17 protein-coding genes, 1 pseudogene and 1 riboswitch are annotated in these 14,666 nt (G+C 35.8%); of the genes and pseudogenes, 8 read left to right on the top strand and 10 right to left on the bottom strand.

What is annotated here, in order from left to right; all coding sequences use genetic code 11:
• Position 1: 1 nt before the first annotated feature.
• Positions 2 to 157, bottom strand: a complete 156-nt coding sequence (locus tag ACFVQC_RS11390) for a hypothetical protein (RefSeq protein WP_002011566.1) — start codon at positions 155 to 157, stop codon at positions 2 to 4.
• 97 nt (positions 158 to 254) lie between these two features.
• On the opposite strand from ACFVQC_RS11390, the gene ACFVQC_RS11385 reads away from it, so the two are divergent.
• Positions 255 to 638, top strand: coding sequence for a DUF3905 domain-containing protein (locus tag ACFVQC_RS11385; protein ID WP_377898393.1), 384 nt, complete (start codon positions 255 to 257; stop codon positions 636 to 638).
• A 39-nt stretch (positions 639 to 677) separates the two neighbouring features.
• Here ACFVQC_RS11385 and ACFVQC_RS11380 read toward each other — a convergent pair whose 3' ends face one another.
• The 5 genes from ACFVQC_RS11380 to phaR all read right to left on the bottom strand — a co-directional run bounded on the left by ACFVQC_RS11380 (position 678) and on the right by phaR (position 5,892).
• On the bottom strand, positions 678 to 2,027 hold the full coding sequence (locus ACFVQC_RS11380) for a TrkH family potassium uptake protein (protein WP_377890620.1): 1,350 nt from the start codon (positions 2,025 to 2,027) through the stop codon (positions 678 to 680).
• 23 nt (positions 2,028 to 2,050) lie between these two features.
• Positions 2,051 to 3,244: an NAD(P)/FAD-dependent oxidoreductase gene (locus ACFVQC_RS11375; protein ID WP_377890622.1), complete on the bottom strand. Its 1,194-nt coding sequence runs from the start codon at positions 3,242 to 3,244 to the stop codon at positions 2,051 to 2,053.
• Positions 3,245 to 3,338: 94 nt separating this feature from the next.
• Positions 3,339 to 4,424 (bottom strand): class III poly(R)-hydroxyalkanoic acid synthase subunit PhaC, encoded by a 1,086-nt coding sequence (phaC, locus tag ACFVQC_RS11370; protein WP_002170962.1) that lies wholly within the window; start codon positions 4,422 to 4,424, stop codon positions 3,339 to 3,341.
• Positions 4,425 to 4,507: 83 nt separating this feature from the next.
• On the bottom strand, positions 4,508 to 5,251 hold the full coding sequence (locus ACFVQC_RS11365) for an acetoacetyl-CoA reductase (RefSeq protein WP_000250406.1): 744 nt from the start codon (positions 5,249 to 5,251) through the stop codon (positions 4,508 to 4,510).
• Positions 5,252 to 5,409: 158 nt separating this feature from the next.
• Positions 5,410 to 5,892, bottom strand: coding sequence for a polyhydroxyalkanoic acid synthase subunit PhaR (phaR, locus tag ACFVQC_RS11360; protein WP_000566956.1), 483 nt, complete (start codon positions 5,890 to 5,892; stop codon positions 5,410 to 5,412).
• A gap of 198 nt (positions 5,893 to 6,090) precedes the next feature.
• On the opposite strand from phaR, the gene phaQ reads away from it, so the two are divergent.
• The 7 genes from phaQ to ACFVQC_RS11325 all read left to right on the top strand — a co-directional run bounded on the left by phaQ (position 6,091) and on the right by ACFVQC_RS11325 (position 11,563).
• Positions 6,091 to 6,543 carry a poly-beta-hydroxybutyrate-responsive repressor gene (gene phaQ, locus ACFVQC_RS11355; RefSeq protein WP_000903018.1) on the top strand — a complete coding sequence of 151 codons (453 nt, stop codon included), beginning with the start codon at positions 6,091 to 6,093 and terminating at the stop codon, positions 6,541 to 6,543.
• Between the two features lie 42 nt (positions 6,544 to 6,585).
• Positions 6,586 to 7,110, top strand: a complete 525-nt coding sequence (gene phaP / locus ACFVQC_RS11350) for a polyhydroxyalkanoic acid inclusion protein PhaP (protein WP_002149654.1) — start codon at positions 6,586 to 6,588, stop codon at positions 7,108 to 7,110.
• A 101-nt stretch (positions 7,111 to 7,211) separates the two neighbouring features.
• Positions 7,212 to 7,655, top strand: a complete 444-nt coding sequence (locus tag ACFVQC_RS11345) for a MaoC family dehydratase (protein WP_219917564.1) — start codon at positions 7,212 to 7,214, stop codon at positions 7,653 to 7,655.
• Positions 7,656 to 7,797: 142 nt separating this feature from the next.
• On the top strand, positions 7,798 to 7,983 hold the full coding sequence (locus tag ACFVQC_RS11340) for an alpha/beta-type small acid-soluble spore protein (protein WP_000241212.1): 186 nt from the start codon (positions 7,798 to 7,800) through the stop codon (positions 7,981 to 7,983).
• Positions 7,984 to 8,097: 114 nt separating this feature from the next.
• Positions 8,098 to 9,417 (top strand): TrkH family potassium uptake protein, encoded by a 1,320-nt coding sequence (locus tag ACFVQC_RS11335; RefSeq protein WP_377898392.1) that lies wholly within the window; start codon positions 8,098 to 8,100, stop codon positions 9,415 to 9,417.
• A 38-nt stretch (positions 9,418 to 9,455) separates the two neighbouring features.
• Positions 9,456 to 9,630, top strand: a riboswitch (yybP-ykoY riboswitch).
• A 77-nt stretch (positions 9,631 to 9,707) separates the two neighbouring features.
• Positions 9,708 to 10,502, top strand: a complete 795-nt coding sequence (locus ACFVQC_RS11330) for a TerC family protein (protein WP_377898391.1) — start codon at positions 9,708 to 9,710, stop codon at positions 10,500 to 10,502.
• A gap of 209 nt (positions 10,503 to 10,711) precedes the next feature.
• Positions 10,712 to 11,563 (top strand): formate/nitrite transporter family protein, encoded by an 852-nt coding sequence (locus ACFVQC_RS11325; protein ID WP_377898390.1) that lies wholly within the window; start codon positions 10,712 to 10,714, stop codon positions 11,561 to 11,563.
• A 36-nt stretch (positions 11,564 to 11,599) separates the two neighbouring features.
• On the opposite strand, the pseudogene ACFVQC_RS11320 reads toward ACFVQC_RS11325, so the two are convergent.
• The 4 genes and pseudogenes from ACFVQC_RS11320 to ACFVQC_RS11305 form a co-directional block, all read right to left on the bottom strand.
• A pseudogene (locus tag ACFVQC_RS11320) lies at positions 11,600 to 11,683 on the bottom strand (cyclic-phosphate processing receiver domain-containing protein); the annotation flags it as partial.
• 14 nt (positions 11,684 to 11,697) lie between these two features.
• Positions 11,698 to 12,420 carry a prepilin peptidase gene (locus ACFVQC_RS11315; RefSeq protein ID WP_377898389.1) on the bottom strand — a complete coding sequence of 241 codons (723 nt, stop codon included), beginning with the start codon at positions 12,418 to 12,420 and terminating at the stop codon, positions 11,698 to 11,700.
• A gap of 112 nt (positions 12,421 to 12,532) precedes the next feature.
• Positions 12,533 to 13,243: a LutC/YkgG family protein gene (locus ACFVQC_RS11310; protein WP_377898388.1), complete on the bottom strand. Its 711-nt coding sequence runs from the start codon at positions 13,241 to 13,243 to the stop codon at positions 12,533 to 12,535.
• Positions 13,243 to 14,664, bottom strand: coding sequence for a LutB/LldF family L-lactate oxidation iron-sulfur protein (locus ACFVQC_RS11305; RefSeq protein ID WP_002149674.1), 1,422 nt, complete (start codon positions 14,662 to 14,664; stop codon positions 13,243 to 13,245). Before ACFVQC_RS11305 ends, ACFVQC_RS11310 begins: the two co-directional genes overlap by 1 nt.
• Positions 14,665 to 14,666 lie beyond the last annotated feature (2 nt).

The following is a 14,666-nucleotide window of genomic DNA, read 5'->3' as shown; positions in this document are numbered from 1 at the left end:
CTCATTTTTGTTTACCTTTTTTTGAATTACGATTTGCGTACTTCGCACTATTTTCTCCTTCATACTCTAATGCAAATTCTGCATCTGGTAAGCTTTCTTTCGGAGTTTTATTATTATTAATTGCTGCATTTTGTTTTACTTTTCTTTTTACCAACATACTCACCTGCTCTCACGGAATAACTTTCTATTCTAGTTTGAAACAACTTACAGTAATTATTACTGGGAAGTGTTAACAAGTACAGAAGAGCTTATAGATGGAAATACTACATACGAACAAGCCATTACAAAAAGGAGCGATTACTTTGAAAAAAAAAGAAACGATCCAATCGCCAATTTTAGACGAGACGCTCCCGCATCAAATGAATTTCCCATCATTTAAAGGCACAGGAAAGCAAATGCAACAACCTTTTATTAATGAATACGACGTTGTAATCGGAGACAGTAAATATGATTCCACGAACAGTCCCCTTAATAATTGGAGTGATGAAATAGATCCTGCCATTATGGCTGGAGAAGAATGGATTCATCCTACAAATGATATCGGATGGATTTCAGAAGAAAATCAAGAACTACTAAAAAACGAAGTTGATAACAAAAGTGATGCTTTTATGCACCCTCAATTTGGAATTAACGATTAAAAAAACCATTCTACCTAACGTAGGTAGAATGGTTTCATACTATCCAATAATAATTCTCTCTTTCGGATATTTATAGCGAGGTGGTTGTTCTCTTCCACCACTAGCTAATATAAATGTTAAAATACCGACGCGTCCGATAAACATAAGTACAATGAGTACAAGTTTACCAACAGTTGTTAACTCTGGAGTAATACCTGTTGATAGTCCAGTCGTCCCGAAAGCAGAACAAACTTCAACGATCAAGCTCATAAACGGTACATTTTCCGTAATGGATAAAATGAATAGCGCTGATGCACATAATAAAATCCCCATTGTCATAACGACAGATGCTTTCAACACGTCCTCTTCATGTAGCTGACGTTTGAAAACACGGACTGTTCTCCCGCCCCTTGCAAATGTATATAGCGATAATATACTAACAGCAAATGTTGTTGTACGTATCCCGCCCCCAACTGAACTTGGAGATGCTCCAATGAACATTAATATACTCATAAATAAAAGCGTTGGTTGTGATAATTCACGTATATCCATTGTAGCGAGTCCACCACTTCGCGTCGTCACAGATTGGAATAATGTATAAAATACAGTTTCATGCCATGACTTTCCTACTAAAAAATGATTTCGTTCTAATAGAAAAATCATAATTGTTCCGACAATAACGAGTGCAAAAAATGTCATTGTCGTCAATTTTGTAAATAATGAAAAGCGAAATAGTTGTTGTTGCCTTTTACTAAGGAATTGCTTTACTTCCATTAACACCGGGAAACCAATAGCTCCTAAAATAATAAGCAACATATGAATCATTTGAACAATATAATCTTTTTTGTACGGAATAAGTGATTGTCCTGTTAAATCAAATCCTCCGTTCGTTGTTGCACTCACAGCGGCAAAGAAACCGTGAAAATAAGCTTCTTGCCAAGTCGGGAAATATAGTAAAAATCTTGTACCTAACAGTATTGCTCCAATGAGTTCTATCGAAATAATTACAATTAAAATAGAACGCATCAATTCTACAAGACCCGATAAATTTCCTTGGTTATGGTCTGCCATAATTAACCTTCTTCGCTGCAAACCAATCTTTTTACCCGTTATAATCCAAACGAATGTGCCAAGTGCCATAATTCCTAATCCGCCTAATTGTAAAATCAGGGCTAAAACAATAATTCCTGCTGTTGTAAACGTATCTGAAATAGTAACAACAGACAGTCCTGTAACGCTTACAGCACTAACAGATGTAAACAGCGCATCTATAAATGTCCATTTCACGCCAGGCTTCGTAACAAATGGTAAACTAAGTAAAATTACCGATACAACTACCGCTAGTAAATAAAATACAACGATAAGTTGCACGGGGCGTAACTTTTGTAAAAACTTTTTTATATCTCTCATTCCATCACTTCGCTACCTTTTTTCTATCGATTAAATAAAGAAAAATCATTACTTTCTTCATTTGTAAATAACTGCTGAAATAGTTTTGCAAATACCATTCCGTATACAGTTCCATTTCCCCCATACGGCAGTGCGTAATATAAATTATGTATTTTTTTATCTTCTTTCAAAATAGGAAGACCGTCATGACTGCCACCAAATGCTGCTGCCCAATAGTATTCTGCCTGTATATTTTTATACTGCGGGAACATTTCTTTTACAATGTTAATAAGGAGATCACGCTTATGCAATAATTTCGTGTCGCCGATTTTTTGAATTTTCAGCGCCTCATCTAATCCGCCTATAATAATACGATTTTGATACGTTCGATAATACAAATACGGACGTGCTGTTTCCCAAATTAATGATTGCTCATGCCAGCCTTCAAAATGATCTATCTTATTTGTCACAACTGCATAAGACGTTTCTACTGTTGTATTTTTTTCTTTCTTTCCAAAAATTGCTTCATAGCCTGTCGCCATAATAATATTTTTTGCCACGATTTTATTTCCTGTATTCGTGTAACAAATTAAATCATTTTGGATTTGTTTAATATGTAATGCCTCTGTATGTTCATATATAGTAGCGCCCATTTGTTTCGCTTTATGCAAAAGACTATGCGCTAATAAATACGGATTCACCTCTGCATCACCGCTTGTATATAACGCTGCTTGTTTTGCAAATGAATAACGTTTCTTAATATCAGACTCTGTAAAATATTCAACCGGAAATCCATAATGGCGTAACGTATTATATTCTTCCTGTAAAAATGAAATATCCTCATCTCTACTTGCATAATACAAACTATTTCGCGGAATAAAATGGGGATCAATATCGAGAGTTGGCACAACCGTCTCCATTGTTTGCAGCGCTTCATAACAAAGTCTATATGCTCGTACCCCTTTCTCTTCACCAAATGTATGAATAAGAGAGGTCAACGATTTATCATGAACAAATTGTAATAATCCTGTATTTGCAGCTGTGCTACCACATGCAACTGCTCTTTTTTCAATGAGCATAACACGCATTCCAATTCTAGCTAACGAATACGCTATATGAGCACCTGCTTCTCCACTTCCAATTACTAGCACATCACATATCATATCATTTTCTAACGTTGGATAACAAGGTACAGAAACCCCAGCATTCCAAAACAACTTACCAGTCATAAGCTTCATAATTATACTCCTACAATGTATTTTTCTCCTTCCTATGTTTCGTCATTTCCCATAAAAAAATCCAACTAACATACGCTAGTTGGATTTCTTCTCTTTAATTAGAACGCTCTTCAAGCCAATTCCCAACCGTCGGATATGTTTGCTTTACAGCCGTTCCACCATACACGATAGACATATGTCCTGTCGGCAAACATACATACTGTTTATCTGTGCTAGAAATATGATCCAGTAAAGCTTCTACTTGACATGGCAGAGCAATGTGATCACGTTTCGCAGAAATATTTAAGACATTCGCCTTAATATTTGCAAGGTCTACCTTTTGTCCGCGAATAACGAGTTCACCCTTCACTAATTTATTATTTTGATAAAAATCACGAATCCATTGTCTATAAGATTCACCTGGGAACGGAATACCATCGCCTACCCACTTTTGAACTAATTTCCAACTTTCGACGAAGCGCTCATTTTCTGAACGATCGACTAAAGCAACATATGGGCCGACAAAGTTTGTAATTGGTTTTAACATCTTATTTCCGAAATCAATCATTTCTGGCGGAATATTTCCGAATGTATCAACCGCTTTATCTAAATTGAAATATTTCTCATCTAATAAAGGACCGTATAATCCTGTTTCAGAGAAATCAAAAGGACTTGTCATAAAAATCAAGTTACGAATTGGCATGTCCGGATGAAGCGCTGCATAAATAGATGTTAACGTGCCACCCATGCAATAACCAAGTAAAGAAATCTCGTCCGATTTTGCAGTTCTCATTACTTTTTTCACTGCTTTTGCAATATAATCGAACACGAAATCATCAAATTTCAAATGACTATCTTCTAAACCAAATGTGCCCCAATCAAGCATATACACATCAAAACCACGATCTACTAAATATTCCACTAAACTATTACCTGGAGTTAAATCCATAATATACGGTTTATTAATAAGAGCGTATATTAATAAGATTGGAACTCTCTGTGTTTTTTCTTGTTTTGGAATGTAACGATAAAGCTTCGTTTTATTCTTCGTCCAAATAACCTCTTTCGGTGTTAAACCAACTTGTGGTTCTGGTTCGCGTAATAAAATTTCGCTCGCTCTTTTCACACGGCGATATGCTTTACGATATTCTTCTGGGTACAACTCCAATTGCTTTTCCCATTCCGTTACGAATGTAGTCATTTTTTCTATCTCCTTTTTGGTCAATTTCTTTCTAAAAAAAGAAGTGCATTCCTGCTATGGATATGCACTTTTTTCTTACTTCATTACATGTATAATCCGCCGTTAATGTTTAATTGCTGACCTGTGATATACGCACCGTCACGGCATAGATATACTACACCTTTTGCAATTTCATCAGCTTGACCAAAACGTTTTTTCGGGATTTTCGCAACGATTTTTTGACGCACTTCTTCTGGTACTTCTGCTACCATTTCAGTATCAATAAATCCTGGGCAAATTGCGTTTACAGTTACATTTGTTCTTGCAAGTTCTAACGCTAATGATTTTGTAAATCCTAACATACCTGCTTTTGCTGCTGAATAATTTGTTTGTCCAAATCCGCCAGCTTGGCCAATAATAGAAGAAATACTAATGATTCTTCCTTCTTCTGCTTCCGATATGTATGGAAGTACCGCGCTTGTTGTATTAAATACACTGCTTAAGTTCACGTCAATTACGCGCTCCCAATCTTCACGATTTAACTTTTTGAATGTACGATCTCTTGTAATACCAGCATTATTAACAAGAATGTCAACTTTACCAAAATGATTCACAGCTTCTTCTACAAGTCTGTTTGCATCTTCTACTTTAGAAACATCCGCTTGAACTGCATAAACATCATGTCCTTCTTTTCCTAATTCATTTACTAAGTTTTCAGCTGCTTCTTTACTGCTGTTATAGTTAATAACTACTTTTGCTCCCTCTTCTGCTAATGCTACTGTAATTGCTTTTCCAATTCCTTTTGCCCCACCTGTTACGATTGCTACTTTGCCATTTAATTGAACCATTTCTTTTCCCCCTTAAATGAATTTGTGAACGATTGTTATGAATCATTTTGGTACTCATACTAATTGAGTCCATATATTTATATTAATTATGTTTCGTTGTTTATACATGAAAAGAGATTCTCCCTCTCTCTTTTACACGTTATAAACAAACGCGATTATCATTTTTTATTTTCTGGCTTATTTACAGGCTTTACTTCTTCTTTTACAGGTACTTGTAGTTTAGCAAGTACTGCATTTTGCTTTTCTAGCAATTCTAAAATTTGATCAACTTTCGTTTCTAACGTGCGCATATCTTGTTTTACTTTCGTAACATCACGCTTTAATGTAGGAGCTTGTCCTAATGAATCCACTTTCTCTTCTAGAATTTCCTCGATGTTATCAACTTTATTTTCTAAATTAATAACAAGCGTAGCTACTCTAGCGATATCCTCTCTCGTCGGCACATTCACCTGCTCTAAATAATTTTTTGTCGTATCATTTAATGCTTTTTGATAAAACAAATTCAAATCTAGAACGCTGCCCATCCAAGCAGAATATTCTTCTGTTTTAATTGTTTCATTGAGCGCTTTTCCCCAAAATGTTTCGGTTTGTTCATAAGCATTTTTCCATGCTTGCAATGGATCGAATTTTTGATCAATCACTTCGCCTACACTCCCTTTTTCGTTTTTGAAACAATTCAACCTATTCACTATTTTCTAATATTCCGAATAAAACTTCAAGTATATATTTTATTTTTCTTTATTTTCTAACAAATGTATTGACATTAAAAACAGATAGGTGTAAATTGCACTTATAAGCAAAAAATTCCATCTAACTGATTCATGAGGTGATGCACAATCATGCTACATAATGAACCAGAACACCCAGAAAGTTTGGAAAAAAACCAAGCGAAACAACCAAACTCCATGCCAAAAAACTTCTTAGTTCCTTTCTTACTTCTCTGTCTAAAAGACTGGAGTCTTCATGGTTACAAACTTATTCAAATGCTAATGGACATCGGCTTTTCTTCTGTTGACCAAGGTAATGTGTATAGGACACTACGCAAATTAGAAAAAGAAAATCTTATTTCTTCTACTTGGGATACAAGCGAAGGCGGGCCCGCGAAACGAATTTATTCTTTAACAGAATATGGAGAGCAATATTTAACAACATGTGCGACTTCTTTTGAACATTATCAAAATATGTTGCGGACGTTTTTCACGTTATACACCAATGCATTCTTTCCATTTTCTACTTCTCCAGAAAAGGATGAAAAGGATTCTTCATCTTCACCTGGTGGTACAGCAGAGTAATCTGCGTTCACAATATGCAAAAAAACATTTGGAGGTCAAACAATGGAAACTAAGCCATACGAATTAGTCGATGCATTTTGGAAAAACTGGTCTCAATCTCTTTCCCTCTTCTCTTCAGCTGGGAAACAATTAGAGCAACTTACTTTAGAAACGTTAAAACAACAACAAGACGCTTTGCATAAATTAACATCAGGAGTAGATGAACTAGAAAAAGAACTACACCAATTCACTGCTCAGTTCAATAACCAATATACAGACTATGTGAAGCAATTAACTGGAAACTCCTTAAATGATCAAATTAACGAGTGGCAAGAAAAGTGGAATGAGCTTTCTAATCAAATGCACCAACTTACTGTTTCGCCTACGAAAACATCTTTGTCTATTCTTACTCAAACTAGCGGCCAATTTGAAGAAACAACAAAACACTTTATCGAACAACAACAGTCGCAACGTGAAGAGGTTCAAAAACAGTTAGAAGTTTTTTTGGGAGAGTTCAAGTCCAAACAACTAGAACTCGCAAAGCAGTTCGAGGCAAACTCAAAAAATCTATTTACTTCCATCAAGTAAGAAAAATGTGGCAACTAACTGCAGCACAAACAAAACTCTTTCTTCCTCCTACTACATCAAGATGGCTTACATTTTTCGATATGGAAAAGAAGGAGGACAAAATGAATCCATTTCAAGAAGCACAAACTGTTCCGGAGCTTCGTTACGATGAGATTCAAGTCGGTGATCAAGCATCTCTAACAAGAACAATTACGGATGAGGACGTTATCAATTTTGCAAAATTGACTGGAGATGTAAATCCTATTCATATTTTAGACTCTTTTGCAAAAACGACAATGTTTAAAGAACGTATTGCTCATGGCATGCTCGTTTCCAGTTTTATTTCTACCATCCTTGGAACGAAACTCCCGGGCAAAAATACGATTTATTTATCTCAAAACGTTTCATTCCGCGCTCCTGTCAAAATCGGCGATACACTTCGTGTAGTGGCAGAAGTCATTAAAAAACGGGATGATAAAAAAATCATTACATTGCAAACAAACATCTATAATCAATCTGATGATATTGTCGTGGAAGGTACAGCGACAATACTGAAAAAAGAGTAGCAAATTTGCTACTCTTTTTTCTATCCAATAACTTCTAATCACACCGATTACTTCCGTGTATGAGTACGTCGTTTCCACATAAAATAACGTTACCAGATAGCACTTAGCTAAACTGGATTACTCTTTAAGGATGTGTATCAGCATGGTGAAAACAAACAAATTACTAGTTCCAGGTGCAGAACAAGCGCTTGAACAATTTAAATATGAAATTGCACAAGAATTCGGTGTAAGCTTAGGATCTAATACAGCATCTCGTTCTAACGGTTCAGTTGGCGGGGAAGTAACGAAACGCCTTGTTGCTTTAGCGCAACAACAATTACGCGGATAATACTATAACATATGGCTTAGAGGCAGATATTCTCTGCCTCTTTCTATTTTCATCATACATAATCGTGCTTTTTCACATACTAGTAAGAGTAAATTGAAAGGAACGATACGTGATATGAAACGGATTAACATTAGCATGAGTCCTCCCCGTGTTCTTACTTTATCTTTTATTTCATTATCAATTATCGGTACATGCTTATTAAAACTGCCAATTGCTACAACAACGTCTATTTCATGGCTCGATGCCTTATTTACAACGGTTTCTGCTTGTACGGTTACAGGGCTTGGTGTTGTGGACACTGGTAAAGTATTTACCTTATTTGGCCAATGTGTCATTTTAACACTTATACAAGTTGGCGGGCTTGGCATTATGAGCTTTGCTGTTTTAATCGCAATTATGCTCGGTAGAAAAATCGGCCTTCAAAACCGGATTTTATTACAACAAGCATTAAACCAAACAAATGTCGGCGGAATCATTCGTCTTGCAAAAGCATTATTTTTATTTTCTTTTACTGTAGAATGTATCGCTACTTTATTTCTCTCCTTTGAATGGGTACCAAAATACGGGATTGCCAAAGGGATATATTACAGCTTTTTTCATTCTATCTCAGCCTTTAACAATGCTGGGTTTTCTGTGTGGAGCGATAACTTAATGTCGCACTCCCATAGCATTCTCGTCAATCTCGTTATTTCTTCCCTCATTATTTTAGGTGGGATTGGTTTTACAGTTATCGTAGATATAAAAAGAAAGAAAAACTTTAAAAACCTTACTTTGCACTCAAAGCTTATGCTCTCTTCTACTCTTATCGTCAATATTATTGCTACAGTTTTCATTTTCATATTCGAGTTTCATAATTCAATTTCCATGAGAGGTTTTACACCATTTGAAGAAGGGATGGCTGCTTATTTTCAAGCGGTTTCAACACGTACTGCCGGGTTTAATACTGTTGATATCTCTGCATTATCAAAACCTTCACTTTTATTAATGATGCTTCTTATGTTTATTGGTGCTGGCAGTGCTTCAACTGGTGGTGGGATTAAGTTAACAACTTTTTTAATTATGTTTTTAGGCGTATTTAAATTTTTGCAAGAACAAGATGATATATTAGTGTTTAAAAAATCCATTAAAGATACGCTCATTGTCAAATCATTAACGATTACTATTATTTCAATTTCGTTTATTTTTCTTTCCATTTTAATTTTAAGCATCACTGAGAAGGTTCCTTTATTAATGAGTGCTTTTGAAGTATTTTCAGCATTTGGAACTGTCGGCCTTAGCATGAATTTGACGCCACACTTAACAATCATCGGCAAAACAATTATTATCTTTATGATGTTTTTTGGAAAGATGGGGCCTTTAACATTAGCCTTTTCATTTGCACGTAAAAAACAAAGAAAAATAAAATATCCAAACGAAGATATTTTAACAGGTTGACAACCGTATAAATTATCCATATAATGAGAGTACAATAGCATATCTCCAAAGGGGAGTAGCGTCCAAGAACTATTTCTTGGAAACAAAGTCGTCATTACGTAGAACTTAGTTCTTCCGGCTTTGTTGGCATTTTCATTACATATGTCTAGCAAGACCTTTGCCTATCAACGGCAGAGGTCTTTTTTGTTTTCAAATTTCCTCCACCGTTGATGCGCAGGAGTATGGGGAAACTAAACAGTGGGGAACTTCTTCACTTGTTTAGACTTTATAGAAATGAGAGGAGAATGTACATGGATGTATCATTATTATTGGAGTATGGTTGGGTATTACTCATCCTAATTGCACTAGAGGGGATTTTAGCGGCTGATAACGCTCTCGTTCTCGCAATTATGGTAAAACATTTACCAGAAGAAAAACGAAAGAAAGCACTATTTTATGGATTAGCAGGAGCGTTCGTTTTCCGATTCGGATCACTATTTATGATTTCGTTCCTAGTCGATGTATGGCAAGTGCAAGCGATCGGTGCAATTTACCTTATGTTTATCGCTGGTAATCACTTATTTAAAACGTATGTTAAAAAGAATTCAGATGAAGAAACAGAAGAAAAAGAAGCAAAGAAAAAACAAGAGAAATTTTGGTGGACTGTATTTAAAGTTGAGGTTGCTGATATCGCCTTCGCAGTTGATTCAATTTTAGCTGCTGTTGCATTAGCAATGACTTTACCGAAAACAGGATTAGGTACAATCGGTAGTCTGGATACTGGGCAATTCGTTGTTATCTTTGTAGGTGGACTTATCGGATTAATCATTATGCGATTTGCAGCAACTGCTTTCGTACAAATTTTAAAACGTAAACCAGGACTTGAAACTGCAGCATTTTTAATTGTAGGTTGGGTTGGTGTGAAGTTAGCAATCTATACATTAGCACACCCTGCATTAAATGTAATTCCGCATTCATTCCCAGAATCTACTCCGTGGAAACTTACTTTCTGGATTGTATTAGTTGGAATCGCAGTTGGCGGTTGGTTCTTCTCGAAAGAAGTAGAAGTAAAAGTAGAAAAGAATTTAGACGAAAAAGCGCTGTAATTACAGCGCTTTTTCTTTTTTCTCGTTTCAATCCCCCTCTCTATTTTTAGAAAAAATTCCATTATACTACCTTTTGTAAACGCTTCCTTTCTAGATGTATGTCCTTTTTGTGAAATATTGCACAAACTTATTGAAACTATGAACAAATCCATGTACCTTATTCATATAAGGAGTATTTATAGACGATGTATTAAAGGAGCGTATTACTCATGCTAGAACAAGGATTAGATTACGTTGTAAAACTGGCTAAGAGCAAAAAACAAATGCTAGATATAAATCCAATGCAATATTTCATTCGTGCTGCACTTGCGGGCATTTATATCGGTTTTATTATTGTACTATGTTTTAAATTAGGTAACTTTTTTCATATTGCAGATTCACCAGCAACATATTTAGCTTCCTCCATGTTTTTCGGAATTGCTCTCGTACTTATTATATATGGCGGCGCTGAATTATTTACTGGCAATACAATGTACTTTACAGTGGCAACTTTGAGAAAAGAAACAACTATTTCTGATACACTTCGCAACTGGATTGCTTGTTATGCAGGTAATTTAGCTGGTGCTTTATTCTTTGCTTTATTATTTTACGCAACTGGAATTTTCGAAGCAATTGATCACGGTCATTTAATGAATAAAGTCGTTGAAGGAAAGATGAATACACCTACTATGCAATTATTCTTTAAAGCAATTTTATGTAACTGGCTCGTATGTCTCGCTTGCTTCTTACCTTCTCAAGTAAAAGGTGATACAGCAAAAATATTGATGATGATGATGCTCGTTTTCACATTCTTCTTATCTGGCTATGAGCATAGCATTGCAAACTTATCATTGTTTGCCTTATCTTTAGTTTCACCACATCCTGATACAATTACTTTCGCTGGGGCTATTCATAACTTAATTCCAGTTACAATCGGTAACATTATTGGCGGATCCGTATTTGTCGGTATGGTCTATCATTACTTAACAAAGAAAGCACCTGATGTTAAACAAGAGGAAACTGAATTAGTTGCAGCTCAAACGGAGGAAATTATTCCTTTACAAGCACATATGAAACATTAAAAACTCCAAAGTTTCACTTTGGAGTTTTTAGCTCCCTACATATTTCAAGGTGGCTTCTGCTGTAGTTGCCAAAACATATCCGTACGGGCAACTTCTTTGATCATCCATATATACATTCATGTTCTATCTCCTCTTTATTTTGCATATGTGACCAACACATAACATATTGCTCCAAGGCTAATAAAAGGTCCAAACGGAATTGGAGTTCTTATTTTTATACGTTTTAACGCTATACCTATTCCGAAAAAACAAAGACTAAAGCAAGATGCTAAAAATAAAGTTATAAAAACCCCTTTCACTCCCACTATAAATCCGAGTAATGAAAGTAATTTCACATCACCTCCGCCAAGACCATCTGGATAAATCCTTTGCATGCAATATAACAAAATGAATATAGTTCCACTACCAGCTAAACTATCTATCCAAGTAACTAACGGTACAAAAATACATTCTAAAATAAGCAAAAGCCCAAACCAAATTAAAATACGATTAGGTATTAGCATATATACTAAATCTGTAACTGAAATAATAAGAAGTAAAGAAAAGAGCGATAAAATGATGATGAGCTCTCGTTCTATTCCAATTATATATACAGTAAGAACAAACAAACTCCCTGTAACAAATTCAAACACTATATACAAACTTGAGATTTTTCTTTTGCAACTCGTACAACGCCCTTTTTGCAAACAAAATGAAATGATTGGAATAAGTTCTTTCGACTTTAACGTATAGTTGCAGTAATGACAGTACGAACGCGGTGTAATAATAGATTCCCCTACTGGAACTCTCATCGCAATCACCATAAAAAAAGAACCAAACACCATCCCTGTTAACAATACATATAAATAAGTGAACATCCCTTCCTCTCCTTTCCAAAAGAACATAACAAAAAAAGGAGAGAACTTCTACTTCATATTATCTTTATTCTATTAAAAAAGCAGGCCGTTTTCCGGCCTGCTTTCCCCTATTTTATACGATGAAATATACTGCTTTTAATGGTCCATGTACTCCGACCACAAGATTCATTTCAATATCCGCAGAGTTACTTGGTCCTGTAATAAAGTTAATACAAGATGCGACTGCTTCACCTTTTTCCACACGAGAGTTCATGTGTTGAACTGCTTGTGTAATACGAGGTACAAGTGTTTCACGTGGAATAATAGCAAAGTATACAGTCGGTAAAAAGTGTAAAGAACGCCCTTGTCCTTTATGACTTTGTACAACAATCGTACCCGATTCCGCTAAAGTATAATCACTAAATGCGATTCCAATATTCGCTTTTTCCGCTATACGCATATTCGCTTCTTTTTTCTCAGGATCCCATATATTTACTTCAACATTTTGCTTTGGAAGCTCTTCTTTAAATAAAGAAGTCAATCCATAGGAATCAAAACGCTCATCTGCTGATAATATAATAGGTCCTCCGCCGTTTTCAACGATTACTTTTTGAATATCTTCACGTAAACGGTCGTTTGTCGTTTCCACAACAGTTGTATGAATGTTTGTACATTGATTTTTAAATACTTCTAACAATTCTTCTTGTGAATAATCTTTTAACGTTTCTTCATTCACATTACTTTTCCATGCTGGACGTTCTACGCCTACTGTTTTACGCGCGCGCCCAAGTTCTTTTGCGATATTATCTAGAAAGGACTCGCGGTTTTGAATTAATCCTGTCATTATTTGTCCCCGCCTTTCTTATGATCTTTATACCAATCACGGAATCGTTCTTTACTTGGAGCCGGGAATTCACGAATATCCGTCCAGTTTTTAAGTGGGCCAACGCCTTTTGATACACGGTTGCCAGATGTAAATGGACTCATTGCTGCCGGTGCTATTTTTGATCCCATTTTATATAAAGCTGCTGAAGATGCGCCCATACTAAACATTTTCATTGCTAATTTCTCTGCAAGCGGGGCACGTCCTTCTTGCTCAACGATAACTTGACGATGTTTTAATAATAAATCATGTAACGGAATCTTTACTGGACAAGCTTCCGTACACGCTCCGCATAAACTAGATGCATAAGGAAGTTCTTTATAATCATCATATCCACCTAAAAGTGGTGTTAACACTGCACCAATTGGTCCTGAATAAATAGAACCATATGAATGTCCACCAACGTGACGATACACAGGACATACATTGACACAAGCAGCACAACGAATACATTGCAATACTGAACGGAATTCCGATCCAAGAATTTGAGAGCGGCCATTATCAACAACGACTAAATGAAACTCTTCTGGTCCATCTACCTCTTCCTCTTGAATTGGTCCTGCTACCGTTACATAACTTGTTAGCTTTTGACCTACTGCACTACGACATAGTAAACCAACTAAAACATCTAATTCTTCCATTGTCGGAACCATACGTTCCATACCCATTACTGCAATTTGTGTTTTCGGAATCGACATAACAAGATCGGCATTACCTTCGTTCGTTACTAAACAAAGAGAGCCCGTATTTGCAACAGCAAAGTTACAACCTGTCACACCAATTTCTGCATCCATAAATTTCTCACGAAGTTGTTTACGAACAAACTTTGTCATTTCGTATGGATCATCAGAATTTTCATATCCAAGTTTTTCTTTAAATACATCACGAATTTGCGTTCTGTTTTTATGAAGTGCAGGCGCAATAATATGTGATGGTGGATCGTTATCTACTTGTAAGATATACTCTCCTAAGTCACTCTCTAACACTTCACAACCAATCTCTTCAAGGGCATGATTCATACTAATTTCTTCAGTTACCATTGATTTTGATTTAACAACTTTCTTCGCTTGTTTCTTTTTTGCAACGTCTTGAATGTACTTTGCTGCATCCTCTTTCGTTTTCGCAAAGTAAACGTGACCGCCTCTTTTTGATACATTTTCACTTAACTGCATTAAGTAATAATCAAGATTCTCTAACGTATGTTGACGAATTTGTTCACCTAGTTCACGCCACTCTTCCCAGTTTCCTAACTCTTCAGCTGCTTTCAATCGATTTGTATATAAACGCGTTTGTGCAGAAGATACTGCCCCGCGCATAAACGAATCTTGAATTCCATCGCCAACGCGATCATTAAATTTTTTCTCACTGATTTTCATAGACATAG

The sequence above is a fragment of the Bacillus sp. NPDC057893 genome (assembly GCF_042796455.1).
Classification (GTDB): domain Bacteria; phylum Bacillota; class Bacilli; order Bacillales; family Bacillaceae_G; genus Bacillus_A.
Note: the sequence above shows the minus strand (reverse complement) of the source record. Positions and strands in the feature narration are given on the sequence as shown.

Excerpts from the sequence above, each read along its gene's own strand:
- ACFVQC_RS11390 (WP_002011566.1), bottom strand. The coding sequence starts at position 157 with ATGTTGGTAAAAAGAAAAGTAAAACAAAATGCAGCAATTAATAATAAT.
- ACFVQC_RS11385 (WP_377898393.1), top strand. The coding sequence starts at position 255 with ATGGAAATACTACATACGAACAAGCCATTACAAAAAGGAGCGATTACT.
- ACFVQC_RS11380 (WP_377890620.1), bottom strand. The coding sequence starts at position 2,027 with ATGAGAGATATAAAAAAGTTTTTACAAAAGTTACGCCCCGTGCAACTT.
- ACFVQC_RS11375 (WP_377890622.1), bottom strand. The coding sequence starts at position 3,244 with ATGAAGCTTATGACTGGTAAGTTGTTTTGGAATGCTGGGGTTTCTGTA.
- phaC (WP_002170962.1), bottom strand. The coding sequence starts at position 4,424 with ATGACTACATTCGTAACGGAATGGGAAAAGCAATTGGAGTTGTACCCA.
- ACFVQC_RS11365 (WP_000250406.1), bottom strand. The coding sequence starts at position 5,251 with ATGGTTCAATTAAATGGCAAAGTAGCAATCGTAACAGGTGGGGCAAAA.
- phaQ (WP_000903018.1), top strand. The coding sequence starts at position 6,091 with ATGCTACATAATGAACCAGAACACCCAGAAAGTTTGGAAAAAAACCAA.
- phaP (WP_002149654.1), top strand. The coding sequence starts at position 6,586 with ATGGAAACTAAGCCATACGAATTAGTCGATGCATTTTGGAAAAACTGG.
- ACFVQC_RS11345 (WP_219917564.1), top strand. The coding sequence starts at position 7,212 with ATGAATCCATTTCAAGAAGCACAAACTGTTCCGGAGCTTCGTTACGAT.
- ACFVQC_RS11340 (WP_000241212.1), top strand. The coding sequence starts at position 7,798 with ATGGTGAAAACAAACAAATTACTAGTTCCAGGTGCAGAACAAGCGCTT.
- ACFVQC_RS11335 (WP_377898392.1), top strand. The coding sequence starts at position 8,098 with ATGAAACGGATTAACATTAGCATGAGTCCTCCCCGTGTTCTTACTTTA.
- ACFVQC_RS11330 (WP_377898391.1), top strand. The coding sequence starts at position 9,708 with ATGGATGTATCATTATTATTGGAGTATGGTTGGGTATTACTCATCCTA.
- ACFVQC_RS11325 (WP_377898390.1), top strand. The coding sequence starts at position 10,712 with ATGCTAGAACAAGGATTAGATTACGTTGTAAAACTGGCTAAGAGCAAA.
- ACFVQC_RS11315 (WP_377898389.1), bottom strand. The coding sequence starts at position 12,420 with ATGTTCACTTATTTATATGTATTGTTAACAGGGATGGTGTTTGGTTCT.
- ACFVQC_RS11310 (WP_377898388.1), bottom strand. The coding sequence starts at position 13,243 with ATGACAGGATTAATTCAAAACCGCGAGTCCTTTCTAGATAATATCGCA.
- ACFVQC_RS11305 (WP_002149674.1), bottom strand. The coding sequence starts at position 14,664 with ATGTCTATGAAAATCAGTGAGAAAAAATTTAATGATCGCGTTGGCGAT.